Below are 25,995 nucleotides of genomic sequence, written 5' to 3' on the forward strand. Positions count from 1 at the left end.
AGTTATCCTTTATTTCTCGTCAGATAAAACTCGGCTAACGCTAAATCTTCCGGTTGAGTTATTTTTATATTGTCAGCTCGGCCATGAACCAAAGCTGGCTTCTCCCCAAGCCATTCAATAGCAGACGCTTCGTCAGTAATTGGGACACCTTGGTCTAGTGCTTGCGACAAAGCATATCTAAGCGGTTGAGTTTTAAAAAGTTGTGGTGTTAATGCATGCCACAATGCTTCCCTATCAACGGTGTGGTCGATATTTTGTTGAGCATTCGCTCGTTTCATCGTATCTCTGACTGGCGTAGCAAGAATGCCACCGAGTTGATTGGTAACCGCTACTTCAATCAGATTATCGATGTCATTTAGGTCAACACAAGGTCTCGCCGCATCGTGAACCATTGCCCACTGCGCTAACTGATTACTCTCGATGTAATCAAGGGCTGATAGCACAGAGTCCGCTCTTTCCTTGCCTCCAGAGACTCTTATCACCTCTGGATTATTCGCCAAACTGAGTTGAGGAAAATATGGGTCATCATCACTGATGGCGACAATAACTTTGTCGACTAATGTGTGAGTTAAGAGCTTCTCAACAGTATGCTCAAGAATGGTTTTTCCTGATATTTTAAGATACTGCTTTGGACGATCTGCCTGCATGCGACTGCCGACACCCGCAGCAGGAACCACCGCCACAATGGAGAGTGAAGAGGTTAACGTCATTTAATTATTCTCTCCAACGATACGATAGAAAGTCTCACCTTCTTTAATCATACCTAGCTCATGCCTAGCACGTTCTTCGATAGCATCTAGGCCTTGGCGTAAATCGTCTATTTCTGCGAACATTTCATTGTTTCTAGCTTGAAGATTGTTATTCACTTGATGCTGAACCTGCGTTTCAGCGTTCACGGCTTGAAAATCTGAAATACCGTTTTTGCCAAACCACAGTTCAAATTGTAGCCAGCCAAGAATCAAGCATAAGGTCAGTGCAAAAATTCGCATATGATTAATCAAAGAAGAGAAAGATCAAGACCACATATATACCACAATGTCGCTGCTGGCGCGAGATTGGGCTATGTGGTCTTAGTTAAGATCATGTTGAAAATGAGTTCGTTAGTTCAGTGTCAAAAACGCAATAAGTCCGACACCAAGTAGCAAACGGTAAATCACAAATGGGGTCATTCCCATACGAGAAATTAATTTCAAGAAGAAGTGAATACAAATATATGCACTAATAAATGACGTAACGATTCCCGTCATCAGGAAGCCGAAATGAATGGGCTCACCACTAGTTACTAATTTGAGACCTAAGTAACCACCCGCAAGCAGAATAATTGGGATAGACATTAGAAATGAGAAACGCGCTGCCGCTTCTCTAGTAAATCCGAGATAAAGTGCGGCGGTAATTGTCGCACCTGAGCGAGAGGTTCCAGGGATCATTGCCAAAGCCTGGCTGATACCGATAAACAGAGCTTTCTTCCAATCGGCACTATATTCATCATCCACTAACTTGGCATTTTTATCGACAAACCACAGCAGCAAGCCAAAAACGATGGTTGTTGTCGCAATGACCCATGCGCTACGCAAGTAGATTTCAATAAAGTCCTTCATCAGTAGGCCAAAGACACAAGCCGGAATCGTCGCTAAAACTATCATCCACGACAGTTTTGACTCTTTGCTTCGCTCTCCCTTAAAAATGGAGGCAAAGAAAGCAGAAAGAAGACTAATAACTTCATTGCGGAAGTAAATCACCACCGCGGCTAACGTACCAACATGGACGGCAACATCAAAAGCCAGGCCTTGATCTTCCCAACCTAAAATTGCCGAAGGTAGAATTAGATGCGCTGAACTCGAAATGGGCAAGAATTCCGTCAAACCCTGAATTAGAGCCAGAATAAAGGCTTCAAAGTAACTCATTAAAATCTCATCTTTTTTATTAGCTAAACCACATAGGAACAGGCTCTAGAACAACATCAAAATGGGATTGCTGCCAGATTTGTTCAATCGTTCGTCCATCTTGAGGCACAACCAGCTGTGGACAAAGCTCCACCAAAGGCTCGAGAACAAAAGCATATTTAAAAATATCGCTGCGTGGTAATTGCGGCTTTTCGCTGGAAACCTGTTCACCAAACAAAATAATGTCGAGGTCGACCGTTCTTGGCTCAAACTTACCCGCGTCCACCGCGCGCCCCCATTTCAGCTCAATATCTCTCAATTGACGTGAAAATTCTGTCAATGTAAGTGATGTTTTGATCTCTGCCACTAAGTTGTAGAAGGCATGGCTTTCAAAACCAACGGCTTCGCATTCGAAAATCGTCGAAAGACGAATATCCTGCCCGAGAGCGCTAAGCTCTTCAATCGCCGCTTGAATATGCTTGCGTCGATCGATATTCGATCCTATGCCAACATAAGCGGTTATCATGCAACGCCTCGTTCGATGATAACACCCACTCCTTTAGCTTGTGGTACAGCTCCTGGCTTGGTTAAACGAATCTTAATCCAAGGCACATTGAAACGCGTCATGATCAACTCAGCGATCTCTTCTGCAACACGCTCAACAAGCAGGAAACGTCCACCTTCAATATACGATAGAACGGCGGAACTCACCTGAGCATAATCGAGAGCATCAACAACATCATCGCTTTTACCTGCCGGACGATTGTCATGAGCCATTTCAATATCAAGCACTAACTTTTGCTTAATCTCTTGCTCCCAGTCGTATACACCGATCGTAGTAATTACTTCCAATTGCTCGATAAATACTTTGTCCATCTGTTACTTCCTTAGAGGTCGGATACCCAAATCAGGTAAAAAGTCGTACAATTTCTGCCTCAAACCTCGTACATGTGTAGTTTGAGAGCGTCAAGCGCGATATGATATCAGTTACTTGCTTGGCTAACACCTGTTTCGGACGAGTTCTCTACTATGACCCCACTAGCACTGGTTATGATCATTTCAGCCTATCTACTAGGCTCGATCTCGAGTGCGGTTTTAATTTGTCGTATTTTGAGATTGCCGGATCCACGAGGAGTGGGTTCGAACAATCCGGGCGCAACGAATGTTCTTCGAATCGGTGGCAAGAAAGCCGCGGTTGCTGTCTTACTCTGTGACATGCTGAAAGGCACCATACCCGTTTGGGGTGGTTACTTTTTAGGTATTGATCCCATTATGCTAGGCGTGATTGCCATAGCGGCTTGCTTAGGACATATGTACCCTATTTTCTTCCATTTTAAAGGCGGAAAAGGCGTAGCAACTGCACTGGGCGCGATCGCTCCTATTGGATTAGATCTGACCGCTATGATTATTGCTACGTGGATCGCTGTTGCTTTTTTGTTTCGATATTCTTCACTCGCGGCACTTGTCACTGTATTGCTCGCACCGTTCTACACTTGGATGATAAAGCCACAATATACTCTGCCAGTCGCCATGCTGTGCTGTCTGATCATTTTCAGACACCATCAGAATATAAAACGCCTATTGGAAGGTACTGAACCTAAAGTCGGTGAAAAGAAGAATGGATTAAATAAAGCCTCATAACGAGGCTTTATTTTTGGATGGCGAACAACTTTAAGCGTGAATTCTGTCTAGGAAATTTTTCAGCATTTCTGTGACAAATTCCGGCTGTTCAAGATTCGAGATATGCCCAGCCCTCGGGATCTGAATGAGTTCTGAACCACTAATGCAATCGTGCATAAGATAAGACTCTAGCACTGGGCGAGGTTTATCTTCCTGCCCAACTGCAATCAGCACCGGCAGAGCAAACTTCTCAATATCCTCAATCTGATCTCGACGACCAAACACCATTCGCCCTACGCGTGCGACCTCTACAGCTTTCTCACCTTTCAATGCCAGCAGAGATTGAACGAACTGATCCATCAATTGAGGGTTATCTTGTTGAACATTATTGGCAAAAAATAGCGGCGTGACGGCTTCGGCAATCGGTGCAGGCACCGCTTGTGCCTGACAGATGGCATCGAGCATCGCAAAATACTTTTTATGGGTAACTTCAGGCTCCAAGCCAACAAATGTATCCATAAGAACTAAGGCATTCACACGCTGCGGCGCGAGTGAGACAAGTTCAGTCCCCCACATTCCCCCAACCGATAAACCAACCAGTGAGAAAGTTTCAATATCTAGGTGATCCATCAACGCAAGAATTTGCTGAGCGTAGTCAGTCAGTGAGCGTGTTGAACTAGGAGCAAAGTCAGAATCACCATGTGCCCACAACTCAGGGACAATACAACGATAGTGTTGGCTCAATGCCTCAACCTGCGGAGCCCACATTTGGCTGTCCCACAAGTAGCTGTGACCAAAAACAATCACAGGTCCTTGACCTACATCCTGATAGGCCATTTCACAGCCATCAATGGCAAACTTATTCATCTTTTGTATTCCAGATATTATTTCAAAAGTGCAGCCTATCATTATTTGGGTAATGAAGAGCTCGGAGCTTAGATATAGCAAGGTCGCCCAATGAGGCGACCTTTTTTATGCATCGTTAGATTATGCAATAGACTCAAGTTGGTCGATCGGCCAACGTGGCACCGCTTGAACGGAAAGATCGGCGACTTCACCATTTTTTAGACGCTGCATACCTGCGTAAGCGATCATCGCGCCATTGTCGGTACAGAACTCGGTTCTAGGGTAGTAAACTTCGCCGCCGATTTTCTTCGCAAGATGTTCTAAATCGGCACGTAATCTGCGGTTAGCACTAACGCCACCAGCAATTACGATACGCTTGAATCCTGTTTGTTCCAGTGCACGCTTACACTTGATAGTTAAGGTTGCACACACTGCCTCTTCAAACGCAAGGGCGATATCTGCACGCGTTTGCTCATCATCGCCATTCGCTGCAATGGTATTCGCGGTAAAAGTTTTTAAACCAGAAAAACTCATATCTAGACCCGGACGATCTGTCATTGGTCGTGGAAACTTGAAGCGACCAGGCGTGCCTTTTTCGGCCAATTTCGATAGCAGTGGACCTCCAGGATAATCGAGCCCCATCAGTTTCGCGGTTTTGTCGAACGCTTCACCTGCTGCATCATCAATCGATTCACCCAGAATCTTGTATTCACCGATGCCTTTAACTTCAACCATCATAGAGTGTCCACCCGACACTAACACCGCAACAAACGGGAAAGGAGGTGGATTGTCTTCCAGCATCGGAGCAAGTAGGTGGCCTTCCATATGATGCACAGGAACCGCCGGAACTCCCCAAGCATAAGCAAGGCTGCGACCGATTGTTGCGCCGACTAACAACGCCCCCACAAGACCAGGGCCTGCCGTGTAAGCAACGCCGTCAATATCTTTTGGAGTCAGATTTGCCTCAGCCATAGCGGCCTTGATCAACGGAATTGTTTTCTTAACGTGATCACGAGAAGCCAGTTCAGGAACGACACCACCGTAATCGGCGTGAAGTTTTACCTGACTATAAAGCTGATGAGAAAGTAGCCCCTTCTCATCATCATAAATAGCAATTCCCGTTTCATCACAAGAGGTTTCGATACCAATAATGCGCATGGTTTACCCTGGATGTCTTTGTCTCAAATTCAAAATTGGCGCAATCTTACCGCGCCTTAGCTTCTCAAACAAATTTTGTGCAAACTCTACCCAACAAAATACTTTACAAAGCCAGTGTGATCGGATTAAAATTCCGCACCATTTTTGATCAAGCTGATTGTAGACCTAGCGACTAAGTTAGGTACTGTGAAGTCAGCATTAACGAATTAACCCCTGAGGTGAAAGGCATATGCCAGTAGTTAAAGTACGTGAAAACGAACCGTTCGACGTTGCACTACGTCGTTTCAAACGCTCTTGCGAAAAAGCAGGTATCCTTTCTGAAGTGCGTCGTCGTGAGCACTACGAAAAACCAACTACAGTTCGCAAACGCGCTAAAGCAGCAGCTCAAAAGCGTCACGCTAAGAAGCTTGCTCGCGAAAACGCTCGTCGCGTTCGCCTGTACTAATAACTAAGTCCTAAAGGATTCTAGTTATGGCTCTGATTGAAAAACTCAAAGAAGAGCAAAAATTAGCGATGAAAGCCAAGGACAAAGCGCGCCTTGGCACTATCCGTTTAGCTCTGTCAGCAATTAAGCAACGTGAAGTAGACGAACAGATTACTCTGAACGACGACGACATTCTTGCTGTTCTGACTAAAATGGTTAAACAACGTCGCGACTCTGTCGCTCAATTTGAAGCAGCTAATCGTCAAGATTTAGCTGATGCAGAGAAAGCTGAAATTACCGTACTTGAGGAATTTATGCCTCAACCACTCACTGACGATGAGGTAGCAGCATTGGTTGACAATGCGATTGCTGAATCAGGTGCTGCGGGCATGCAAGACATGGGTAAAGTAATGGGCGTTCTTAAACCTCAAATTCAAGGGCGTGCAGATATGGGTAAAGTAAGTGGTTTAGTTCGCTCTAAACTGGCTTAATCTCCCAAATCAATTGCAACAAGCCGTGCTATCCTTCGGAATGCGCGGCTTGTTTGTATCTACTCTTTCATTTTTTGTTAGTGCGTTTTTCTAAGGTTTTATGGCAGGACACATCCCTCGTAGTTTCATTGATGACCTCCTCGCTCGACTCGATATTGTCGACATTGTTGACGCTCGCGTAAAACTTAAGAAAAAAGGCAAAAACTACGGCGCTTGCTGCCCTTTCCACAACGAAAAAACGCCGTCTTTCAGCGTCTCTCAAGAAAAACAGTTCTATCATTGCTTTGGCTGTGGTGCACACGGTAACGCCATTGATTTTATGATGGAGTATGAACGCTTAGAGTTTGTCGAGGCGATTGAAGAACTCGCCTCTTACCTCGGATTGGACGTTCCTAGAGAACAAAGACAAGGCGGTGGTTTTCAATCCAACCAACCGCGAGCCAATACGGAACAAAAGCGTAATCTATACGACATTATGGGCAGCATTGCTCAGTTTTATCGTGATCAGCTCAAACTGCCTAAAAGCAAAATAGCCATTGATTATCTGAAAGATCGTGGGTTGTCCGGCCAAATTGTACAGAAATTTGGTATTGGATATATAGCCGATGAATGGGACTTAGTACGCAAGAATTTTGGTCAAACACAGCAAACGCAAGATATGTTGGTTACTGGCGGTATGCTGATCGAAAACGATAATGGCAATCGCTACGACCGTTTTCGTGGACGTGTGATGTTTCCAATTCGAGATCGCCGTGGACGAGTGATTGGATTTGGTGGCCGTGTTATTGGCGACGGCACGCCTAAATACCTAAACTCTCCAGAGACGCCGATCTTCCATAAAGGCAAAGAGCTTTACGGCCTTTATGAAGTCATGCAAGCATACCGAGAGCCACCACAAATCTTAGTGGTTGAAGGCTATATGGATGTGGTTGCTTTGGCCCAGTATGGCGTGGATTACTCCGTCGCTTCGCTAGGTACATCGACAACAGGTGATCATATACAGCTGCTTTTCCGCCAAACAAATACCGTGGTGTGTTGTTATGATGGTGACAGAGCGGGTAAAGAAGCCGCGTGGCGCGCTCTTGAAAATGCGCTTCAGTATTTAAAAACCGGTAACACGCTTAAATTTTTGTTCCTACCTGATGGCGAAGACCCCGATAGCTTTGTCCGTGCACACGGTAAAGAAGCATTGGAACAAAAAATTGAGCAGGCTACTCCACTTTCAAGCTATCTATTTGATAACCTGATCGAAATCCATCAGTTAAACCTTGGGAGCCATGAAGGTAAGTCGGCGCTAAGGGCACACGCCAGTGCGCTTATTGACAAGATTCCAGATCCCTATTTTCAAGAGTTACTTGAAAAACTCTTAGATGAAAGAACAGGATTTGATAATAGGCTTCGCCAAGCTCGCAAAAAAAACACAGAGACTCGACCTCAGCCACATAAAGAGATCAAGCGCACACCAATGCGTGAAGTGATCGCTTTGCTTATTCAAAATCCGAACTATGCTGATATGGTACCGGATCTCTCAACTGTGAGAGAGTTAACAGTGCCTGGTCTAAGTTTATTTGTCGAAGTGCTTGAATATTGTCACCAGCACCCCAATATAACTACGGGCCAGCTACTTGAGCGCTGGCGAAATAGTAGCCATGAGGCATTGTTGTCACGTCTAGCTGGGTGGGAAATCCCCCTCGACGAAGACAACGAAAAAGATATATTTTTAGACTCGCTGGACAAAATTCTTGCCCAGTGTGTTGAAAAGCAAATTGAAAATCTGCAGGCCAAAGAAAGAAGCGTCGGTTTATCAACCGAAGAGAAACGGGAGCTACTAGCGTTAATGCTAGATTTAAAAGCGTAACCCTATTCAGATAGTCAGCAATCAATTAATTTGTTAAGATGTGTGGTTTGCAACTCGCATACTAATTCCTTCACCAGATACTAAGTTGGATACCGTCTATGGATCAAAATCCGCAGTCACAGCTAAAACAACTTGTCATTAAAGGCAAGGAACAAGGCTATCTGACCTACGCAGAAGTAAACGACCACCTGCCAGCAGAAATCGTCGATTCAGAGCAGGTCGAAGATATCATTCAAATGATCAACGACATGGGCATCCGAGTAGTAGAAACTGCTCCTGATGCTGATGATCTTGCACTGAATGATGACGATACAATTACCGATGAAGATGCTGCAGAAGCCGCAGCGGCTGCGCTATCTAGCGTAGAAAATGAGATCGGCCGTACTACAGACCCTGTTCGCATGTACATGCGTGAAATGGGTACTGTTGAACTATTGACTCGTGAAGGCGAGATCGATATTGCTAAGCGTATTGAAGATGGTATTAACCAAGTTCAAAATGCAGTGGCAGAGTATCCGGGCACTATCCCATACATCCTCGAGCAATTTGATAAAGTTCAAGCTGAAGAGCTACGTCTGACCGACCTAATTACCGGTTTCGTTGATCCAGATGCAGATGAAACAACAGCACCGACAGCGACGCACATCGGTTCTGAGCTTGCTGAATCTGATCTTGAAGATGAAGACGCAGATTCAGACGACGAAGATGTGGATGACGACGAAACCGAAGAGGAAGAAGATACAGGTATTGATCCTGAACTTGCTCTAGAGAAGTTTACTTCGCTACGTAACACTTTCCAAAACTTCCAGCTAGCGTGCAATGAATACGGTGGTGAAAGTTCAAAAGCACAAGCCGCTCACGAGCTTGTGTTAGATGTGTTCAAAGAGTTCCGTCTAACTCCAAAACAGTTCGACTACCTAGTTGAAGAGCTACGCACTTCAATGGAACGTGTACGTACTCAAGAGCGTCTTATCATGAAGGCAGCGGTTGAGTATGGCAAAATGCCGAAGAAATCATTCATCACGCTATTCACGGGTAATGAATCAAGTGATGCATGGCTTGACGAGATCTTAGCGTCTGATAAACCATACGCCGAAAAAATTCGTCGCAGTGAAGAAGATATTCGCCGTTCAATTTCAAAACTGAAAATGATCGAAGAAGAAACTTCTCTGACAGTTCAAAGCATCAAAGATATCAGCCGTCGTATGTCTATCGGTGAAGCGAAAGCTCGTCGTGCGAAGAAAGAGATGGTTGAAGCGAACTTACGTCTGGTTATTTCTATCGCTAAGAAATACACCAACCGCGGCCTACAATTCTTGGATCTTATCCAAGAAGGTAACATCGGCCTGATGAAAGCAGTAGATAAGTTCGAATATCGTCGTGGTTACAAGTTCTCAACTTACGCCACTTGGTGGATTCGTCAGGCAATTACTCGCTCGATTGCAGACCAAGCTCGTACGATTCGTATTCCGGTTCACATGATTGAAACCATCAACAAACTGAACCGTATCTCTCGTCAAATGCTACAAGAGATGGGCCGTGAGCCTCTGCCAGAAGAGCTAGCAGAGCGCATGCAAATGCCTGAAGATAAGATTCGTAAAGTACTTAAAATCGCTAAAGAGCCAATCTCTATGGAGACACCAATCGGTGACGACGAAGATTCGCATCTAGGTGATTTTATCGAGGATACTACGCTAGAACTGCCTCTAGACTCTGCAACCGCAACCAGTCTAAAAGTAGCAACTAAAGATGTTCTAGCAGGTTTGACTCCGCGTGAAGCGAAAGTACTGCGTATGCGTTTTGGTATCGACATGAACACTGACCATACTTTAGAAGAAGTAGGTAAGCAGTTTGACGTAACTCGTGAACGTATCCGTCAGATCGAAGCAAAAGCACTGCGTAAACTTCGTCACCCTAGCCGCTCAGAAACTCTACGCAGCTTCCTAGACGAATAGTCGATAGCTTATTTTCTCGACAATTGATTAAAAGGTGGGCTAAAGCTCACCTTTTTTATATCTATTCGATTTAAGTGGATAAAAACTAAGCGCATTTATACCCGTTACTGGCTAGACAGCTAGATCCTCATCCCCTATAATCATTGCCCTATAAGGCCCCTTAGCTCAGTGGTTAGAGCAGTCGACTCATAATCGATTGGTCCCCAGTTCAAGTCTGGGAGGGGCCACCAAATTCTAGAAGGTTAGTAAGCCTAGTGTTTACTAACCTTTTTTTTGTACCTGACGATTTTGGGTCAGGTAAGCCCCGATCGCGCACTCTTCTCTGTTTTCTCCGAATACTACGCTGTTGCCAAATGTGTCCTTCTGGATGATAAAACTCTCTCATAGAGAACGAAGAGAGGTATTAAACTCGCAAACCAACCATAAGTAACTTAAATTGCACTTATAGACAATTTCTTATACAGTCAATACAAAAGTGAGTTATAGTGAACTTATATATTAAGACGAACCCAATAGTGACAAAAGTACATTAAAAGGCACTTATGAAAAAAGGCAAGATGGTAAAGGCACAACCTATGCCTGATTTGAATACCGAGTTCAGTATGGAAACGCTGGGGAGCGCCATTCGCTCAAAGCGTACCGATAGAGGCTGGCGTATTGATGATCTCGCTTCAAAAGCCAACTTATCTCGTAGAACCGTCATGAAGGTAGAAAAAGGCGATACCAGTGTCACCTTTGCCAATGTACTCGTCCTCATGGACATCTTAGGGCTATCGCTACGCCTTATCGATTTAAACCTATTTGTTCGTCCACATAGCCAAATAACCTCCCAAGCTGAAAACAGCGTGAGAAGCAATGAGGACGGTTGGTATGAGTAAGTTACAACAGTTAGACGTGTTTATCGGTACGAATACCAAAATTGGTCGCTTGATTCTTCCTGTCGGAACAGAGACAGAATTCTCATTCATCTATGAAGATGAATGGAAACACACTGGTTTCCCGATTTCGCCACACATCCCTTTCGATGATCGGGCTTCGCCACGTAGTATTGAGAACTACCTCAGAAATCTCCTTCCTGAAGGAGAAGCCTTTGAGGAAATGATACAAAACACCACTATCTCCAAAAGCAACACGTTCGGGCTGATTCGTAAGCTTGGTGCGGAAACATCTGGCGCACTATCTTTTCGAGTTCCAAGCTCGGAACTTGGGGAAACCAGTTTTAGATCTGTTCCTGATGATGAACTAATAGAACGACTAGAGCGAAATCTAGCGCCATTAGTGTATTGGGACGGTAAGGTTCGCCTTTCGGTTGCTGGTGTGCAAAACAAGTTAAACTTACTTAAGCGCGGTGATGAATGGGGGTTTGGTGAAGGCAAATTAAGTTCGAACTACATTCTGAAGTTTGAAAGCGGTAGAGCACCGTGTATTGCTGTTAATGAGTTCTTTTGCATGACATTAGCCAAGCTAGCAGGTTTGGACGTCGCTAATGTTGAGTTAACTCGCATTGGGAGGACTAGGACACTGATCATAGAGCGGTTCGATCGTGCCTATATCGAGGCTCGTGATGTCGTTCAACGAAGACATGTGATTGATGGCTGTCAGGCAACTGACTTACCTCCAGGTTACAAATACGAGCGTCAGAATGGGGATGAAGGCGATGGCGTATATATGCGTGATGGCGTTTCTTTCCCACGCCTACTGAGCGTCAAAACCATAGACACGGTCATCACTAACCTAAAGCTCACTCAATGGATGCTCTTTAATCTAGCAACGCTAAACTACGATGCTCATGGTAAAAATATTAGCTTCTTCGTCACCCCTAAAGGCCTTGAACTGACCCCTTTTTATGATTTAGTCAACATAGAAGCTATCGCTCAAGAGGGAGCAAAACGCAACTCACAAAGCGGTAAATTGTCTGCTGATGAGGGGCGTGCCGCCAGTATCCCTCAATATTTTGCAATGTCGATTGGGGATTGGGAAAGCGAAGACTTTCAAAATCCGCCGAAAGGTAACTTCAAACGTCCTATCACCAGCTATGATCTAGCTGAATTCGGCGCTCTGCTGGGTTATTCAGGCCCCAAAATGGCTTCCATAATGGTAGAAACCGTTAGTGTTATAAAAAATGCCCTGAAGAAAGCGATTGATCTTACCGAAGCTCAAGGAATCGATGACGGAGAGCGTGAACACATAGAACTATGTGTCTCACTAATCCAAACAGAGTGTGAATACTTGCTAGCGCAAGCCGACAGCGTGCCAGAAATGAGTGAGCTTCTTTAATGGAAAAAAATACTAAAATACTAAAGACAGTACTAAAAGGACAGGTACTGAAGTATCCCCACATGTCCTTTTTTGATGTGTCCTTTTTTGCTAATACAACCCTTCTAATGGGTCTCTCTCAGGATAACGCTGGATGATCGTATCAAGTTGGATTTGGTGCTTACGTAGAGCATTAACACAGTCCGCATCAAGCTTGCTATCAAAAACCATTTTCTCCAGCTCTAAAAGAGCGTAAGGCACGGAACAAGCCTGTTTATAGGGTTTATGGGTGGTAAGGGCATCAAATATGTTAGCAACACACACTATCTTCGCACTGATAGGAATCGCTCCGGCACATAATTGATGAGGGTAACCGCTCCCATCTAAGAACTCGTAGTGAAAAGAAACAATATCTCGAAACAGCTCAGCACTGCGGTGATTCTCTGCTCCAAGCTCAGTGATAAATTTCGCGACTAAATCTTCACCATAGGTAACATGGCGACGTAACTCAGCGACTTCTTCCGCTGCAAGCGCTTGCTGCTTACAAAGTAATTCAGGTGATATAATTACTTTACCCAAATCATGATATTGAGAGAACAAAGTTAAGTGCTCCACAAATTCATCGTCAAAGTCGTATCTATCCGCCAATTCTAAAGCAATGAGGTTGGTGTAGCGTGAAACACGCTGCTTATGGCTAATTGATTCTCTTTGATAAACAGGAGAGCGCGCTACCAGCTTGTTAGCTTTTTCGACCAACCGGTCAACCAACTGATACTCAGAAAATATGGTCGCCTCAAGCATGCTAAGGTAAGGCTTAACAGCTTCAATCCCACTTTCATTAAATGCGCCTTTGTGATGAGAGTTGAGGAACACAAAACCTCTAAATTGCTGAGCATTAAACGCAGGGATAGCGACTGAAGATTGATAACCGTCTTCGACAAGTGAATTGATATAAGGGGAAGAACGCAAACAATCGATATCAGGCAAGATCGTCGCTGTTCTACTTTCTATACACCGCTTAAGATACGGTAGTGAACTCAGTGGAGCTTCAAAATGTATCAGACTCAACGACAGAGAAGAACTATCGGCATAACTTCTAAGCAGATGCTCTCGAGTATCATAAAGTGCAAAACATATTTTATCTAATTTCGGTAGATGGACTTTTATTCGCTCCTGGAGGTGAGCTAACTGCCGATTAAGCAGGTGATGACAAGTGATGTTTGCCTCTACTTTCCTAGTTGTTACTTCCATTGTTTCTAACCGCTCTAGCTTCCATTCAAAGGTAAGTGTAGATGCAGTTTTCAGCTCCTTACCAAGAAGATGCTGCCTAATCTTAGACTAAATTGATCCAACACAAAAAGCGTCATAAAAAGAGCCTCGATCGTTAACCATCTAACCGGTTAAAACATCGATATATTCAATGAAATTACTGTGAGAAAGGGAACAAGAGAGTGCTAAATCGCACTCTCAGGGGGGCACTTTATGAGTATAAACCAGCAGCGGTCAGAAACCTTTGGCTTTCTTAATGACATCATAAGCATTCTGGATCTCTTGAGCCTTCTCTTTAGCAACATTCATCATCTCAGGGGGTAGACCTTTTGCCATCAACTTATCTGGATGGTGTTCGTTCATCAGTTTACGATAAGCACGTTTCACACTCTTAGCATCTGCGCTGCTATCAACGCCCAAAAGTTTATACGCGTCACTCAACTGGTCTGCTGTTGAAGCCTGCTGCCAACTACCGCCTGACTGATTAGAATAGCTGCCACCGGATTGGCCGCCAAAACCGCCTTGCTGAAAGCGGAATGCCGCCTCTTGCATACGTAATCGTTGTTCTAGCTGATCAGACGAAAAACCAAGGCCACGGGCTATCTTATGTAAGACGTTACGCTCACTAGGGTGAACATCTCCATCGGCAAATGCCGCTGAGATCTGCAGTTCGAGAAAGAACTGCATTAGATCGAAACGACCACCAGCAGAAATCCGCACGCGTTCTAAAACGGTCTCCAGTGGGAAGTCACTCTCTTTGCCTTCTCGAAATGCATCTTGGGCAGCTTTGCGCTGTGAACCATGCAGATTCATGCGATCCATCATGGTTGTAGCAAGTTGAATCTCTTCGCGCGTAACTTGCCCTTTCGCTTTGGCAACATGCCCCATCACCGCAAATGCCGCTTTAAAAAACTCTTCTTGCCGTTCGGCTTGACTCGGGCCACTGCCAAAACCGCTATTAAAGCCCGCCATACGTAAACGTCGTGCTTTATCGAATTGGTGCCCTAAAAATAAACCAAATACAGCACCAAAGGCTCCCCCAAATAGGAAACCGAAAAATGTGCCGAGAATTTTGCCGAAAATATGCATTATGTGCTCTCAATCTCTGAATTTTTTCTTCACGAAGCGGTCTGATAGTGCCGTAAGCTGTAAATTACTTTATTATAAGGACCGTTTTATTCTACATTCGGTCACCTATTCACCGGATATATCAAGTTCAACAGGATAGTAAAACTCGATGTTACGTTTTCCACGCACCTTGTTAGCCGCTTCAATCAGTGCTGCTTTTGTAGTGCCTCAGACTCAAGCAGAAACTATGTTAGACGATAGTGTGCAGGAACTGCCCGCTATAGATCAATGTTTGATCAACGAACCTGAGCCAGATAACCCAAATCAACAGCCGGTCAATGTTGAAGCCGATAGTTTAGAAGCCATAAATGGTGATAAAGCAACCTATCGGGGTAATGTTGTCGTTGTTCAGGGCAAAAAGCGCATGCAGGCTGACAACGTGACTTTGCACCAGAAAGAAAACATCGTCGTCGCTGAAGGTAATGTGACTTTCAGCGATGGTGAAGTCAAAACTATTTCTGATAAAGCGACCAACAACCTCAACACTGATTACGTCACTTTAGAAAATACCAACTATCAGTTCTTATGTGAGCCTGGCCGAGGTGAAGCCGTATATGTAGCGAAGACTGGCAAAGCTGTCTATGAAATTGAAGACGGCACCATCACTTCATGTCCAGAAGGTGATAGTTCGTGGCGCATGCGTGCTTCAAGCATTGATATTGACCAAGATGAAGAAGAAGCCACTTTCTACAATCCACGCTTTGAGATTGTCAACGTACCTGTATTTTATCTGCCATTTCTCACTGTACCTATTGGTGATACGCGTAAAACGGGTTTCCTCTATCCAACCGTTTCGTATGGTTCGAGTGATGGCTTTGAAATGGAAGTTCCAATCTATTGGAACTTAGCGCCAAACTACGATTTGGAAACCACGCTCAAGTATATGCAGGAACGTGGCACTCAGTTAAACAGTGAATTTCGTTTCTTGTCTGATTTTGGCTACAGCACGCTGAAATCTGAATACCTCCCAGATGATAAAAAGTATCCTGAGTACGGCGATCGCTGGGGCTTCCAGTTAGAGCACAGCGGTATTTACCAAGAGAACTGGAAGTTTACTGCTGACTACTCCAAAGTGAGTGATATCCGTTATTTCACCGATATCGATTCAAGCATAGGTAATAAAGAAGATGGTCAGCTTATCCAAGAAATGGAGGCCACTTACCGCTCTGATAACTGGGATGCGTCATTGTTAGCTCGAGACTTCCAAGTGCTAACAACTAGCAATAACTTGCCTTATCGCTTATTACCTCAATTACAGTTTAACTATTACGCACCAGAATTGATGCGCTATTTAGACTTTGATATGACCAGCCATATCTCTCGTTTTGATACCGATGCCCAAGGTAAACCATCTGCGACTCGCGTTCACGTAGAACCTGGGCTGACGGTGCCAATTGGTACGACTTGGGGAACTTGGACAACAGAAGCGAGACTACTTGGTACCTACTATCAACAGGACTTGGATGGCGTTGACACTATAAGTGGTGACAAAATATCTAACCCTTATTACGGCCTTGAAGAGAATGTATCACGTGTGATTCCTGAGTTTCGCTCTCACGCAGCCGTTGTATTGGAGCGAGATACGGTAGTGTTTGACAATTACACCCAAACACTTGAACCGCAAATTCAATATGTGTACGTGCCTGAAAAAGATCAAAACAATATTGGTGACTACGACACAACTCTATTGCAAACCGACTACTATGGGCTATTCCGCAGCCGCAAATATAGCGGCGTAGACAAAATTGCGGAAGCAAACCAATTTAGTTATGGTGCTTCCACTCGCTTCTTTGATAACGGATATAAAGAAAGACTCAATATCTCATTTGGTCAAATTTTCTACATCGACAAAAACGTCAGAAAAAACACTGGTGAAACAGACAAACCAGATACTACATCTAAGTCCAATTATTCCGCTTGGGCGGTTGAAGTCGACTTCAACTATGATGACTATTTGTTCTATCACGGTGGGGTTCAATACGATATTGACACAAGCGAAGTTCAGTTAGGTAACAGTACACTAGAATACCGTTTCAATGGCGGTTACCTCCAAAGCAACTATCGTTATGTATCCAAAAAGTATCTAGATTGTACAGTGGGTGAATGTGCTGATGAAGGTAAAGGAAATATCAATGTAAAAGATATAACCGTTGATGGCATCTCTCAAGTAGGCTTGCTCGCTGGATATCAGATTAATCGCAACTGGAATACCAGTGCACAATACTTCTATGACTTAACGACCGAAGAAGCGTTAGAGTGGCTAGCACGCTTGAACTACACATCAGATTGTTGGTACATCGGCTTTACCTACAGCAAGCAGCTGCAAAATTGGGATCCTAGCTTCTCAAGTTACCCCAATGCTAACCCAACCTACGAAAACAACTTTAGTCTGAACTTCGGCATCATAGGCTTTGGGACTAAGATTGGTGCAGGTTCTGGTTTAGCGGGTCTAGACAGTGCTGGTAACTCTCTAGGTTACGGTCGCCCATTTTTCTTAAACAACTAATTCGAGAGCCTGCTGTCTAACCCCGCAGGCTCGATATATTTTATAGGTTCTTGAATGAAATTTTGGAAACACGCGTTATTGGCTATGTTTGCAAGCAGTACGGTAAATACTGTTTATGCACAGCCCGTTGCACTAGATAACATCGCTGTCATTGTGAATAGCGGTGTTGTGCTACAAAGTGATATTGAAACATCACTAAAAACGCTAAAGGCAAATGCAAAAAAAAGCGGTCAGGCTTTACCCTCTGAGCAGATACTAAGAGAGCAAGTCACTGAAAAACTGATTGTCGACACCATTCAGCAGCAAGAAGCGCAACGTATCGGTGTGCGTATTGATGATAGCCGCTTGAATGAAGCAATCGCAGAAATTGCCAAAAATAATCAGCAAACAATCGAACAACTTAGTGTCTCTATTGCAGAAGAGGGTCTGAGTTATGCTGAGTTTCGTGAACAAATCCGCAAAGAAATCGCCGCAAGTGAAGCGCGTAATGCTCTTGTCCGCCGCCGCATTAACATTTTACCCGCAGAAGTGGATAACCTAGCCAATATCTTAGCCAAAGAAACGAATGCAACGGTTCAATACAAAATTGGGCATATCCAACTGCGCGTCAATGATGGTGACGATAAAGCCGCCATCGAGAAGCAAGCCAAGCAGTTAGCGGAGCAACTGAAAAACGGGGCCGACTTTAGCACCATGGCTTACACCTACTCTAAAGGCCCTAAAGCACTACAGGGTGGTGACTGGGGGTGGATGCGTAAAGAAGAGATGCCGACTATTTTTGCTGACCAAATCAATTTACAGAATAAAGGCAGTATTATCGGGCCCTTCCGTAGTGGCGTTGGCTTCCATATCCTGAAAATTGAAGACATCAAAGGCTTAGAAACGGTCGCTGTGACTGAAGTTAATGCTCGCCATATTCTGATTAAGCCAACGGTCATCTTAAGCGATGAAGGCGTCCAGAAAGAGCTAAAAGAGATCACTCAACGTATTACTTCAGGTAAGGCGACATTTGGTGAAATGGCACAGCAATATAGCCAAGATCCAGGTTCAGCCGCCCAAGATGGTGAACTAGGCTATCAAACTTCAGAACTCTATGTACCTGAGTTCAAACATCAGATTGATACTCTGCCTGTTGGTCAAATCAGCCAACCCTTTAAAACGGTTCACGGGTGGCACATTGTAGAAGTTCTTGATCGTCGCGAAGTAGATCGCACGGATTCAGCATTAAAGAACAAAGCTTACCGCATCTTGTTTAACCGTAAGTTCAACGAAGAAGCGAGCGCTTGGCTTCAGGAAATGCGCGCCAGTGCCTACGTTGAAATCATTAAAGATGAGACTCAAGATGAGCGTTAAACGCATCATAGTTACCGCTGGTGAACCTGCGGGTATCGGCCCTGATTTGGTATTGGCTCAGTCGAAAGAGAGTTGGGCTCACCAAATCGTGGTTTGCGCAGACAAATTTATGCTGGCAGAACGAGCTAAGCAGTTGAATATTGATGTCGAGCTGATTGACTACCAGTCTGAATCGCCGATTGTCCCTCAGCAAGCAGGCTCATTGGTGGTTGACCACATACCTTTAACCAACCCAGCCGTTGCGGGGAAGTTGGATGAAGCCAATGGCCATTACGTGTTAAAAACACTAGAAAGAGCCGCTTTAGGCTGTATGAATGGTGAATTTGATGCTATTGTCACCGGCCCTGTGCATAAGGGGGTCATTAACCGCGCAGGCGTCGCCTTTAGTGGTCATACTGAATTCTTTGCTGAGAAGTCAAACACACCACTAGTCGTAATGATGCTTGCAACGGAAGGTTTACGTGTCGCTTTGGTGACAACGCATATCCCACTGGCTTATGTATCTAAAGCGGTGACAGAGGAAAGGCTAGAACTCATCATAGATATTCTGAACAAGGATCTCGTTGAGAAATTTGCAATAACGTCACCTAAAATCTATGTGTGTGGACTTAATCCACATGCAGGAGAAGATGGCTGCCTCGGAAGAGAGGAAATAGAAACCATCACTCCCACATTAGAAAGACTGCGTCAGACGAAAGGAATCAACCTAATTGGTCCTTTACCTGCCGATACTATCTTCAATGAGAAATATCTTGAAGATGCTGATGCCGTACTTGGGATGTACCATGATCAGGTACTTCCTGTATTAAAATACAAAGGCTTTGGCCGCTCAGTGAATATCACTTTAGGCCTGCCATTTATTAGGACCTCCGTTGATCACGGCACCGCTCTTGACCTAGCAGGGACAGGCAATGCGGATACAGGAAGCTTCCGAACGGCTTTAGCTCATGCAATAGAGCTAGTCGATAAGAAATCGAATTAACTTGAGAATACTATGAGAAACGATGTCCACTTAGGGCACAAAGCAAGAAAACGCTTTGGTCAAAACTTCCTTAACGATCCATACATCATTGATGGAATAGTCTCTGCGATCAACCCAAAACCGGGTCAGAACCTAGTAGAAATCGGCCCAGGTCTTGGTGCTATCACTGAACCTGTTGGTAAAGAAGTAGACAAGTTTACGGTTATAGAGCTTGACCGCGATCTTGCTGAACGTCTGCGCAATCACCCTGACTTGGGCGACAAACTGACGATTCACGAAGGCGATGCGATGCGCTTTGATTTTGCGCAGTTAGTGAAGCCAAACAACAAGTTACGTATTTTTGGTAACCTGCCATACAACATCTCAACTCCGCTGATGTTCCATCTTTTTGAATTCCATAAAGACATCCAAGACATGCACTTTATGCTTCAAAAAGAGGTGGTAAACCGCCTAGCCGCAGGCCCTGGTACGAAAGCTTACGGTCGTCTTACCGTCATGGCACAATACTTCTGTAAAGTCGTACCAGTACTCGAAGTACCCCCTACGGCGTTTGTTCCACCACCTAAAGTCGATTCAGCGGTAGTTCGTTTGGTGCCTTATGAAAACCTTCCTCACCCAGCAAGCAGTCTAAAATGGTTAGATCGCGTTTGCCGTGAAGGCTTCAATCAGCGCCGTAAAACCGTGCGTAACTGCTACAAAGGCTTATTAAGCGCTGAGGAACTAGAGCAACTAGGCATTAACCCAGGAATGCGCCCTGAGAACCTAACGCTAGAACAATTCGTTGGAATGGCAAACTGGTTAGATGCTAACCACAAATAATTTCAGCTAATATAAAAAGGTGGTAGACCCATGGTTTATCACCTTTTTGACTTTACATAGGAGTTCACATGGAAGCTACCCCGTGTATAAAAGTCCAAGTTCATACCAAATACATTGCCGACCAATCCCATCCGGATGCAAAACGTTACGTTTTTGCTTATATCATCACCATCAAAAATCTCAGTCAGCAATCAGTACAACTCATCGCTAGACGCTGGCTAATTACCGACGCTAATGGCAAACAGATGACCGTAGAAGGTGAAGGTGTTGTAGGTCAACAACCCGTCATCGCGGCCAATGATGAATACACCTATAATAGTGGCACCGTTATCGAGACCCCTGTTGGTGTAATGCAAGGCCAATACATTATGCACGATGCCACTGGACAAGAATTCGTTACCGAAATCGAACCTTTCAGACTCGCTATCCCAAATATTTTAAATTAGGACATCACTGTGGCGACATACATTGTCGGCGATCTTCAAGGTTGCTTAGACGAACTCTTACTGTTACTTGATAAAGTCAAATTTGATCGCAAGCATGACTCACTCTGGCTTGCGGGCGATCTTGTCGCCCGAGGTCCAAAGTCACTTGAGGTATTGCGTTTTGTTCGCTCGCTAGGCCCCTGTGCTAAGGTGGTACTAGGAAATCACGACCTCCATCTCCTTGCCGTTTCACTTGGGCTATTCAAAGTCAAAAAGAAAGACAAAACCGCAGCGATCTTTGCCGCGGAAGATAAGCATGAGTTGCTCAATTGGCTACGCCATCAACCTCTCTTTGCGGAACATGATGAATTTGTCATGTGCCACGCAGGAATATCTCCCCAGTGGACATTAGATCAAGCGCGTGTCGCTGCCAGAGAAGTGGAAGCCACCCTACACAGTGACGAGTGGCCTTGGTTAATAGAGAATATGTACGCTAACCAACCTGATCTCTGGTCCAATAAACTACAAGGCATTGAGCGTTACCGCTATATCATCAACGCATTCACCCGCATGCGCTTTTGCGATGCGCAAGGAAGATTAGACATGGAGTGCAAACTCCCGCCCAAAGAAGTCAAGAATCACAGTCTGGTGCCTTGGTTTAAACTGCAACAAAGAATCAAGTTAGATAAAACCGTACTGTTTGGTCACTGGGCAGCATTAGAAGGCTACGAAGGTAAAGAGGTGATAGGCTTGGATACTGGCTGTGTCTGGGGTGGGAAACTGACCATGTTACGCTGGGAAGATAAGCGTTTCTTTACGCAAGAAGCGTTAGCGAGTAGCGAGTAAGAAGCCGGCACGGCCTGCAACTTTAGACTCCGAAGTCCGTTCTAAATTGTCGCTAGACGCGCCCGCTCTCATCACTATCTTTCTAAAACCACAAAACGCATGTCATAAGCGTTGTTCTCGTCCGCCTGATAAGCTTCAGAATGGACTTCTTGAAAATCATCACTCCAAGCTGGGAATTGAGTATCACCATCAACTTGCGCATCAATATGCGTCACATATAGCTTTTGCGCTTTTGGCAAGCAGGCTTGGTAAATGGTTCCTCCCCCAATGATCATCACTTCTGCTACATCACCAGCAACGGACAGAGCCTCATCGATTGAGGTCACGGTTGTAACACCTTCGATAACCAGTGAGGCATCGCGACTGATCACGATATTCTCTCTTCCAGGAAGCGGGCGTCCAATAGACTCATAGGTTTTCCGTCCCATAATGACTGGTTTACCCATAGTACAACGCTTAAACCAAGCAAAATCAGCCGGAAGGTGCCAAGGCATCTGGTTATCTTTACCTATGATGCGATCATGTGCCATCGCAGCAATCATGCTAATGATCATTCTACTACTCTCCTGTATCCCTAAACGATTGGTTTGCGGCGGTAGAATAACACCCCTGGCATAGCTAAGCCAACCGCTAATCCTGCAATTATAAACATTGCCTTGAGAAAGTTTTCCATCAACATGGCAACTAATTCGGGGGAATAACCACGGTGGTTGAGCTCAACTAATGCAATCATAGCTTTAAAAGCAAAGACACCAGGCACCATAGGAATTAATGCTGCCACAGTGAAGACTTTGGGATGAGCTAAAAATCGAGCAGACCAATGGATACCAACCATACTCACCAGCATGGCAGCAAAGAACGTCGCCCACTCGATCGGAATACCAAAATGCATCATCAAATAACGCGAGCCATGACCGATAGCTCCACCAAGTGCGCAGTAGACCAGTGCTTTCTGTGGGACATTGAATACTAACGCGAATCCCACCGCCGGAATTGCAGCAAATAACATATCATTGATGAGACCAACAAGAAGATCAACAGAGATCATGCGACCCACCCCCAAACCCCAGCTAAACTCATTGCAGCTACGATGCCTAAACTGGTCGCTAAAGTGAGTAAACTTGCCATAACAAAACGAGCAATCCCCATGTTAACGTAACCCTTTAGCATGTCAGCGACCGAGTTGATTAGAGGGAATCCTGGAACAAGCATTAAGACAGACGAAGCCATCACCAATGACGGTGAATTCCCTAACTGGTAAATCACGGCTTGAGCTGAAACAACGGTTGTGACAAAGGCCGTCGCCGCAAAATTCATTAAAGGGTTAAAATGGCGGTGACCGATCTCTTGGCGAACAACCATACCAACAGCGGAAGCGATAAAAGTCATGGTAAAAACCAGCCAATCACCTCCAGCTAAACGGCTGAATGCCGCACAAGATAAACCAATCATAAAGACCACAAGCCAGCGGTTGTATCGCTCTGGGCTGACCTTATCAAGTTTCTGCTGGGCAAGAGGATAATCGATGATTCCTCGCTCCAGCATGATACAAATACGCTGTACCTGCGTAATGGCCCACATGTTAATGCCACGATCCGGGCATCGTCGCGCCGTTGTTATACAGTGTTCTTGATAAACCGTAGTAACCACTAGAGAGCTGGCAGAAAGAGAGACTTCCACCTCATCCATTCCAGCGGCAAGACCAAAGCGACGCATTAGGTCACCAACGAGAGTACTTTCTGCACCGTGTGCTAACAACATTTGCCCTGCTTGGGCAACTAAACGAGAAACCGCTCGCTGTTTTGATGCCATGATTTTTTTCTACTCCTTTATACCAACGTGAATGATTACCTAGTCATTCAAGCTGATCAAAACCACTCAGAGCCATGATAAGGTTTGTCACCAAATCAATAACGACACTCTCTATCCTGAGCCGAGCGATTTTTCCTGCACAGTTATCCAAACCGCTCGCCGTGTGGCAGAGTTTGAACTTGTATATTTTGCGTTGAAATACGCTTCGAAGATTTGATTTAGACACAAAAAAGCCGCAATTGATATTGCGGCTTTGAATATTATGCACGGTTAATCGCGAACGTAGACAACGTGACCGTCATCTTCTTCATCGTCCCAGTCATCCCAGTCGTCTTCATCTTCTGTGATAACATCTTTACCAGCCATCGCATCCTTATGGTAGTCATCCCACATAAAGTCGACTTTTTCTTCCTCAGAAAGTTCTTGTTCTTCACGAGGTAGATTTTCCATAAAGTCAGCAAGTTTGTAGCACAATTCTTTCGTGCCTTGTTTGTTCACTGCTGAGATCTTGTAATAATCATCTTCCCAACCTAGGGCATCCAGAATATTTTGGATCACTTCGTTGGCTTCTTCTTCAGGCATTAAATCAACCTTGTTGAAGATCAACCAACGTGGCTTCGCAGCCAACTTCTCACTGTATTGCTCTAGCTCATCAATGATCGTTAATGCATTCTCAACCGGATCACTTTGATCAATTGGCATGATATCGATCATGTGTAGTAACACACGACAGCGTTCTAGGTGCTTCAAGAAACGAATACCTAGGCCTGCTCCATCCGCTGCACCTTCGATCAATCCAGGGATATCAGCAACGACAAAGCTCTTTTCTGCAACCACACTTACCACACCAAGACTTGGAATTAGTGTCGTAAATGGGTAGTCTGCCACTTTCGGTTTTGCAGCCGAGACCGCACGAATAAAGGTAGACTTACCTGCATTAGGCAAACCTAGCATACCAACATCAGCAAGCAACAATAGCTCTAAACGAATCTCACGGATTTCACCTTTAGTACCTAATGTCTTTTGGCGTGGCGCACGGTTCACAGAAGACTTAAAACGCGTGTTACCTAAACCATGCCAGCCGCCTTTTGCAACCATGACTTTTTTGCCATGCTCAGCGACTTCAGCAACGATCTCATTTGTGTGGATATCAACCGCGCGTGTGCCGACTGGTACTCGTAGAACTTTGTCTTTACCACGCTTACCGGTACAGTTACCACCGCGACCATTCTCACCACGTTCCGCTTCATAGAAGCGCTGGAAGCGATAATCAATCAGAGTATTCAGGTTTTCATCGGCTTGGATATAGACATCGCCACCATCGCCACCGTCACCGCCATCAGGACCACCTTTCGTAACGAATTTCTCACGCCAGAAACTCACTACACCGTTACCGCCATCACCGGCTTGAACTTTTACTACCGCTTCATCAACGAATTTCATCTCTTACTCCGCCCTTATGCTATGTGTCATAGCTGCGTTGCAAATATCATCTCAAACTTCAATCATGGACACCGAAGTGAATGATATAAATTCTAGCAGATTCCATTTTCAGATCGATCACCTTGATCTTCGATCGTCCTGCCACTTAGGAATATATAATGAGGGACTTTTTTCAAAGTGCCTTAGTATCTATTCCTACTACCATAAATAAAAAACCCCGCCGAATCGGCAGGGCTTTTGAATTCAGCTTTAAAGCTAATAATTAAACAGGAGTTTAATTACTCAGCTTCGATGCTAACGAATTTACGGTTTTTAGGACCTTTCACTTCAAATTTCACTTTACCTTCAGTAAGAGCGAAAAGAGTGTGGTCTTTACCGATACCAACGTTAGTGCCAGCGTGGAACTTAGTACCACGTTGACGAACGATGATGTTACCTGCAAGAACAGACTCACCACCGAAACGCTTAACACCTAGACGTTTGCTTTCTGAATCGCGGCCGTTACGAGTAGAACCACCAGCTTTTTTGTGTGCCATTGTTAAACTCTCCTAATCGATTAAGCGTTGATACCAGTGATTTTCACTTCCGTGAACCACTGACGGTGACCCTGTTGCTTACGAGAGTGCTTACGACGACGGAACTTAACGATTTTAACTTTATCGCCACGACCGTGTTGTACTACTTCAGCAACAATTTTACCACCCTCTACTAGAGGAGCACCAACTTTAATGTCTTCACCGTTAGCTACAAGAAGAACTTTATCAAATTCAACTGTTGCACCAGTTTCAACGTCTAATTTCTCTAAACGAAGAGTTTGACCTTCGCTTACACGGTGTTGTTTACCACCAGATTGGAAAACAGCGTACATATCTTACTCCGCTTTTTCCGCACAGCCGTATGCTATTTTTTGAGCATTAAGGG

General features: G+C 44.7%; 28 protein-coding genes and 1 tRNA gene. 14 read left to right on the plus strand and 15 right to left on the minus strand.

From position 1 onward, the window contains the following. Positions 1-2: 2 nt before the first annotated feature. The 5 genes from ispD to folB all read right to left on the minus strand — a co-directional run bounded on the left by ispD (position 3) and on the right by folB (position 2,759). Positions 3-710, minus strand: coding sequence for a 2-C-methyl-D-erythritol 4-phosphate cytidylyltransferase (gene ispD, locus ACQEXR_RS10420; RefSeq protein WP_427020293.1), 708 nt, complete (start codon positions 708-710; stop codon positions 3-5). Beyond that, a complete protein-coding gene (gene ftsB / locus ACQEXR_RS10425; RefSeq protein ID WP_138971402.1) occupies positions 711-989 on the minus strand; it encodes a cell division protein FtsB in 279 nt (92 codons plus the stop codon). Positions 990-1,100: 111 nt separating this feature from the next. Continuing rightward, on the minus strand, positions 1,101-1,904 hold the full coding sequence (locus ACQEXR_RS10430) for an undecaprenyl-diphosphate phosphatase (protein WP_427020294.1): 804 nt from the start codon (positions 1,902-1,904) through the stop codon (positions 1,101-1,103). Positions 1,905-1,923: 19 nt separating this feature from the next. Further along, positions 1,924-2,409 carry a 2-amino-4-hydroxy-6-hydroxymethyldihydropteridine diphosphokinase gene (folK, locus tag ACQEXR_RS10435; protein WP_426952952.1) on the minus strand — a complete coding sequence of 162 codons (486 nt, stop codon included), beginning with the start codon at positions 2,407-2,409 and terminating at the stop codon, positions 1,924-1,926. Next, entirely contained in the window at positions 2,406-2,759 is a 354-nt protein-coding gene (folB, locus tag ACQEXR_RS10440) for a bifunctional dihydroneopterin aldolase/7,8-dihydroneopterin epimerase (protein ID WP_138971405.1), read from the minus strand. The genes folK and folB overlap by 4 nt, the downstream gene beginning before the upstream one ends. Positions 2,760-2,912: 153 nt before the next feature. Here folB and plsY point away from each other — a divergent pair, with 153 nt between their 5' ends. Then, positions 2,913-3,524: a glycerol-3-phosphate 1-O-acyltransferase PlsY gene (plsY, locus tag ACQEXR_RS10445; RefSeq protein WP_426952951.1), complete on the plus strand. Its 612-nt coding sequence runs from the start codon at positions 2,913-2,915 to the stop codon at positions 3,522-3,524. 30 nt (positions 3,525-3,554) lie between these two features. Here plsY and ACQEXR_RS10450 read toward each other — a convergent pair whose 3' ends face one another. Together ACQEXR_RS10450 and tsaD are read right to left on the minus strand one after the other, a co-directional pair. Further along, the gene (locus ACQEXR_RS10450) at positions 3,555-4,370 is read right to left on the minus strand and encodes an alpha/beta fold hydrolase (RefSeq protein WP_427020295.1); all 816 of its coding nucleotides are present in this window, start codon (positions 4,368-4,370) and stop codon (positions 3,555-3,557) included. 120 nt (positions 4,371-4,490) lie between these two features. Beyond that, positions 4,491-5,507 carry a tRNA (adenosine(37)-N6)-threonylcarbamoyltransferase complex transferase subunit TsaD gene (gene tsaD, locus ACQEXR_RS10455; RefSeq protein ID WP_427020296.1) on the minus strand — a complete coding sequence of 339 codons (1,017 nt, stop codon included), beginning with the start codon at positions 5,505-5,507 and terminating at the stop codon, positions 4,491-4,493. A gap of 229 nt (positions 5,508-5,736) precedes the next feature. Here tsaD and rpsU point away from each other — a divergent pair, with 229 nt between their 5' ends. The 7 genes from rpsU (at position 5,737) to ACQEXR_RS10490 (ending at position 12,512) form a co-directional block, all read left to right on the plus strand. Further along, positions 5,737-5,952 (plus strand): 30S ribosomal protein S21, encoded by a 216-nt coding sequence (gene rpsU, locus ACQEXR_RS10460; RefSeq protein ID WP_001145625.1) that lies wholly within the window; start codon positions 5,737-5,739, stop codon positions 5,950-5,952. 26 nt (positions 5,953-5,978) lie between these two features. Then, the gene (locus tag ACQEXR_RS10465; RefSeq protein ID WP_331428000.1) at positions 5,979-6,422 is read left to right on the plus strand and encodes a GatB/YqeY domain-containing protein; all 444 of its coding nucleotides are present in this window, start codon (positions 5,979-5,981) and stop codon (positions 6,420-6,422) included. 100 nt (positions 6,423-6,522) lie between these two features. Further along, positions 6,523-8,280 (plus strand): DNA primase, encoded by a 1,758-nt coding sequence (dnaG, locus tag ACQEXR_RS10470; RefSeq protein WP_331416942.1) that lies wholly within the window; start codon positions 6,523-6,525, stop codon positions 8,278-8,280. Between the two features lie 98 nt (positions 8,281-8,378). Beyond that, positions 8,379-10,235, plus strand: coding sequence for an RNA polymerase sigma factor RpoD (gene rpoD / locus ACQEXR_RS10475; protein WP_331428002.1), 1,857 nt, complete (start codon positions 8,379-8,381; stop codon positions 10,233-10,235). Between the two features lie 154 nt (positions 10,236-10,389). Further along, positions 10,390-10,465: transfer RNA gene (locus ACQEXR_RS10480), tRNA-Ile, on the plus strand. A gap of 312 nt (positions 10,466-10,777) precedes the next feature. Then, entirely contained in the window at positions 10,778-11,113 is a 336-nt protein-coding gene (locus ACQEXR_RS10485) for a helix-turn-helix domain-containing protein (protein WP_020904247.1), read from the plus strand. Continuing rightward, positions 11,106-12,512, plus strand: coding sequence for a HipA domain-containing protein (locus ACQEXR_RS10490; RefSeq protein ID WP_427020297.1), 1,407 nt, complete (start codon positions 11,106-11,108; stop codon positions 12,510-12,512). Before ACQEXR_RS10485 ends, ACQEXR_RS10490 begins: the two co-directional genes overlap by 8 nt. Before the next feature lie 90 nt (positions 12,513-12,602). Here the strand turns inward: ACQEXR_RS10490 and ACQEXR_RS10495 are convergent, their stop codons facing one another. Both ACQEXR_RS10495 and djlA read right to left on the minus strand, forming a co-directional pair. Continuing rightward, complete coding sequence (locus tag ACQEXR_RS10495) at positions 12,603-13,478, minus strand: HD-GYP domain-containing protein (protein ID WP_427020298.1); 876 nt, start codon at positions 13,476-13,478, stop codon at positions 12,603-12,605. A 516-nt stretch (positions 13,479-13,994) separates the two neighbouring features. Continuing rightward, a complete protein-coding gene (gene djlA, locus ACQEXR_RS10500) occupies positions 13,995-14,849 on the minus strand; it encodes a co-chaperone DjlA (RefSeq protein ID WP_138970729.1) in 855 nt (284 codons plus the stop codon). A gap of 148 nt (positions 14,850-14,997) precedes the next feature. On the opposite strand from djlA, the gene lptD reads away from it, so the two are divergent. The 6 genes from lptD to apaH all read left to right on the plus strand — a co-directional run bounded on the left by lptD (position 14,998) and on the right by apaH (position 21,819). Then, the gene (gene lptD / locus ACQEXR_RS10505) at positions 14,998-17,394 is read left to right on the plus strand and encodes an LPS assembly protein LptD (RefSeq protein WP_427020299.1); all 2,397 of its coding nucleotides are present in this window, start codon (positions 14,998-15,000) and stop codon (positions 17,392-17,394) included. A 54-nt stretch (positions 17,395-17,448) separates the two neighbouring features. Then, positions 17,449-18,747, plus strand: coding sequence for a peptidylprolyl isomerase SurA (surA, locus tag ACQEXR_RS10510; RefSeq protein WP_427020300.1), 1,299 nt, complete (start codon positions 17,449-17,451; stop codon positions 18,745-18,747). Further along, positions 18,737-19,729, plus strand: a complete 993-nt coding sequence (pdxA, locus tag ACQEXR_RS10515) for a 4-hydroxythreonine-4-phosphate dehydrogenase PdxA (protein ID WP_427020301.1) — start codon at positions 18,737-18,739, stop codon at positions 19,727-19,729. The genes surA and pdxA overlap by 11 nt, the downstream gene beginning before the upstream one ends. A 12-nt stretch (positions 19,730-19,741) precedes the next feature. Further along, positions 19,742-20,548 carry a 16S rRNA (adenine(1518)-N(6)/adenine(1519)-N(6))-dimethyltransferase RsmA gene (rsmA, locus tag ACQEXR_RS10520; RefSeq protein ID WP_138970725.1) on the plus strand — a complete coding sequence of 269 codons (807 nt, stop codon included), beginning with the start codon at positions 19,742-19,744 and terminating at the stop codon, positions 20,546-20,548. Between the two features lie 68 nt (positions 20,549-20,616). Continuing rightward, the gene (gene apaG, locus ACQEXR_RS10525; RefSeq protein ID WP_331418198.1) at positions 20,617-20,994 is read left to right on the plus strand and encodes a Co2+/Mg2+ efflux protein ApaG; all 378 of its coding nucleotides are present in this window, start codon (positions 20,617-20,619) and stop codon (positions 20,992-20,994) included. Positions 20,995-21,003: 9 nt separating this feature from the next. Beyond that, a complete protein-coding gene (gene apaH / locus ACQEXR_RS10530) occupies positions 21,004-21,819 on the plus strand; it encodes a bis(5'-nucleosyl)-tetraphosphatase (symmetrical) ApaH (protein WP_427020302.1) in 816 nt (271 codons plus the stop codon). A gap of 74 nt (positions 21,820-21,893) precedes the next feature. Here the strand turns inward: apaH and folA are convergent, their stop codons facing one another. The 6 genes from folA to rplU all read right to left on the minus strand — a co-directional run bounded on the left by folA (position 21,894) and on the right by rplU (position 25,942). Continuing rightward, positions 21,894-22,373 carry a type 3 dihydrofolate reductase gene (gene folA, locus ACQEXR_RS10535; protein WP_138970722.1) on the minus strand — a complete coding sequence of 160 codons (480 nt, stop codon included), beginning with the start codon at positions 22,371-22,373 and terminating at the stop codon, positions 21,894-21,896. Positions 22,374-22,393: 20 nt separating this feature from the next. Next, on the minus strand, positions 22,394-22,867 hold the full coding sequence (locus ACQEXR_RS10540) for a threonine/serine exporter family protein (protein ID WP_427020303.1): 474 nt from the start codon (positions 22,865-22,867) through the stop codon (positions 22,394-22,396). Continuing rightward, entirely contained in the window at positions 22,864-23,631 is a 768-nt protein-coding gene (locus tag ACQEXR_RS10545; RefSeq protein ID WP_427020304.1) for a threonine/serine exporter family protein, read from the minus strand. Before ACQEXR_RS10545 ends, ACQEXR_RS10540 begins: the two co-directional genes overlap by 4 nt. Positions 23,632-23,901: 270 nt before the next feature. After that, positions 23,902-25,074, minus strand: coding sequence for an Obg family GTPase CgtA (cgtA, locus tag ACQEXR_RS10550; protein WP_138970719.1), 1,173 nt, complete (start codon positions 25,072-25,074; stop codon positions 23,902-23,904). Positions 25,075-25,352: 278 nt separating this feature from the next. Continuing rightward, the gene (gene rpmA / locus ACQEXR_RS10555; RefSeq protein ID WP_004409945.1) at positions 25,353-25,610 is read right to left on the minus strand and encodes a 50S ribosomal protein L27; all 258 of its coding nucleotides are present in this window, start codon (positions 25,608-25,610) and stop codon (positions 25,353-25,355) included. A 20-nt stretch (positions 25,611-25,630) separates the two neighbouring features. Further along, positions 25,631-25,942: a 50S ribosomal protein L21 gene (gene rplU / locus ACQEXR_RS10560; RefSeq protein ID WP_005383096.1), complete on the minus strand. Its 312-nt coding sequence runs from the start codon at positions 25,940-25,942 to the stop codon at positions 25,631-25,633. Positions 25,943-25,995 lie beyond the last annotated feature (53 nt).

The organism is Vibrio sp. TRT 2004 (assembly GCF_050113735.1).
GTDB lineage: Bacteria > Pseudomonadota > Gammaproteobacteria > Enterobacterales > Vibrionaceae > Vibrio.

Excerpts from the sequence above, each read along its gene's own strand:
- ACQEXR_RS10465 (WP_331428000.1), top strand. The coding sequence starts at position 5,979 with ATGGCTCTGATTGAAAAACTCAAAGAAGAGCAAAAATTAGCGATGAAA.
- ACQEXR_RS10490 (WP_427020297.1), top strand. The coding sequence starts at position 11,106 with ATGAGTAAGTTACAACAGTTAGACGTGTTTATCGGTACGAATACCAAA.
- ftsB (WP_138971402.1), bottom strand. The coding sequence starts at position 989 with ATGCGAATTTTTGCACTGACCTTATGCTTGATTCTTGGCTGGCTACAA.
- folA (WP_138970722.1), bottom strand. The coding sequence starts at position 22,373 with ATGATCATTAGCATGATTGCTGCGATGGCACATGATCGCATCATAGGT.
- djlA (WP_138970729.1), bottom strand. The coding sequence starts at position 14,849 with ATGCATATTTTCGGCAAAATTCTCGGCACATTTTTCGGTTTCCTATTT.
- ACQEXR_RS10450 (WP_427020295.1), bottom strand. The coding sequence starts at position 4,370 with ATGAATAAGTTTGCCATTGATGGCTGTGAAATGGCCTATCAGGATGTA.
- rpsU (WP_001145625.1), top strand. The coding sequence starts at position 5,737 with ATGCCAGTAGTTAAAGTACGTGAAAACGAACCGTTCGACGTTGCACTA.
- apaG (WP_331418198.1), top strand. The coding sequence starts at position 20,617 with ATGGAAGCTACCCCGTGTATAAAAGTCCAAGTTCATACCAAATACATT.
- rpmA (WP_004409945.1), bottom strand. The coding sequence starts at position 25,610 with ATGGCACACAAAAAAGCTGGTGGTTCTACTCGTAACGGCCGCGATTCA.
- rpoD (WP_331428002.1), top strand. The coding sequence starts at position 8,379 with ATGGATCAAAATCCGCAGTCACAGCTAAAACAACTTGTCATTAAAGGC.
- cgtA (WP_138970719.1), bottom strand. The coding sequence starts at position 25,074 with ATGAAATTCGTTGATGAAGCGGTAGTAAAAGTTCAAGCCGGTGATGGC.
- ispD (WP_427020293.1), bottom strand. The coding sequence starts at position 710 with ATGACGTTAACCTCTTCACTCTCCATTGTGGCGGTGGTTCCTGCTGCG.
- plsY (WP_426952951.1), top strand. The coding sequence starts at position 2,913 with ATGACCCCACTAGCACTGGTTATGATCATTTCAGCCTATCTACTAGGC.
- lptD (WP_427020299.1), top strand. The coding sequence starts at position 14,998 with ATGTTACGTTTTCCACGCACCTTGTTAGCCGCTTCAATCAGTGCTGCT.
- folB (WP_138971405.1), bottom strand. The coding sequence starts at position 2,759 with ATGGACAAAGTATTTATCGAGCAATTGGAAGTAATTACTACGATCGGT.
- pdxA (WP_427020301.1), top strand. The coding sequence starts at position 18,737 with ATGAGCGTTAAACGCATCATAGTTACCGCTGGTGAACCTGCGGGTATC.
- ACQEXR_RS10545 (WP_427020304.1), bottom strand. The coding sequence starts at position 23,631 with ATGGCATCAAAACAGCGAGCGGTTTCTCGTTTAGTTGCCCAAGCAGGG.
- ACQEXR_RS10540 (WP_427020303.1), bottom strand. The coding sequence starts at position 22,867 with ATGATCTCTGTTGATCTTCTTGTTGGTCTCATCAATGATATGTTATTT.
- ACQEXR_RS10485 (WP_020904247.1), top strand. The coding sequence starts at position 10,778 with ATGAAAAAAGGCAAGATGGTAAAGGCACAACCTATGCCTGATTTGAAT.
- folK (WP_426952952.1), bottom strand. The coding sequence starts at position 2,409 with ATGATAACCGCTTATGTTGGCATAGGATCGAATATCGATCGACGCAAG.
- rsmA (WP_138970725.1), top strand. The coding sequence starts at position 19,742 with ATGAGAAACGATGTCCACTTAGGGCACAAAGCAAGAAAACGCTTTGGT.
- surA (WP_427020300.1), top strand. The coding sequence starts at position 17,449 with ATGAAATTTTGGAAACACGCGTTATTGGCTATGTTTGCAAGCAGTACG.
- tsaD (WP_427020296.1), bottom strand. The coding sequence starts at position 5,507 with ATGCGCATTATTGGTATCGAAACCTCTTGTGATGAAACGGGAATTGCT.
- ACQEXR_RS10430 (WP_427020294.1), bottom strand. The coding sequence starts at position 1,904 with ATGAGTTACTTTGAAGCCTTTATTCTGGCTCTAATTCAGGGTTTGACG.
- dnaG (WP_331416942.1), top strand. The coding sequence starts at position 6,523 with ATGGCAGGACACATCCCTCGTAGTTTCATTGATGACCTCCTCGCTCGA.
- rplU (WP_005383096.1), bottom strand. The coding sequence starts at position 25,942 with ATGTACGCTGTTTTCCAATCTGGTGGTAAACAACACCGTGTAAGCGAA.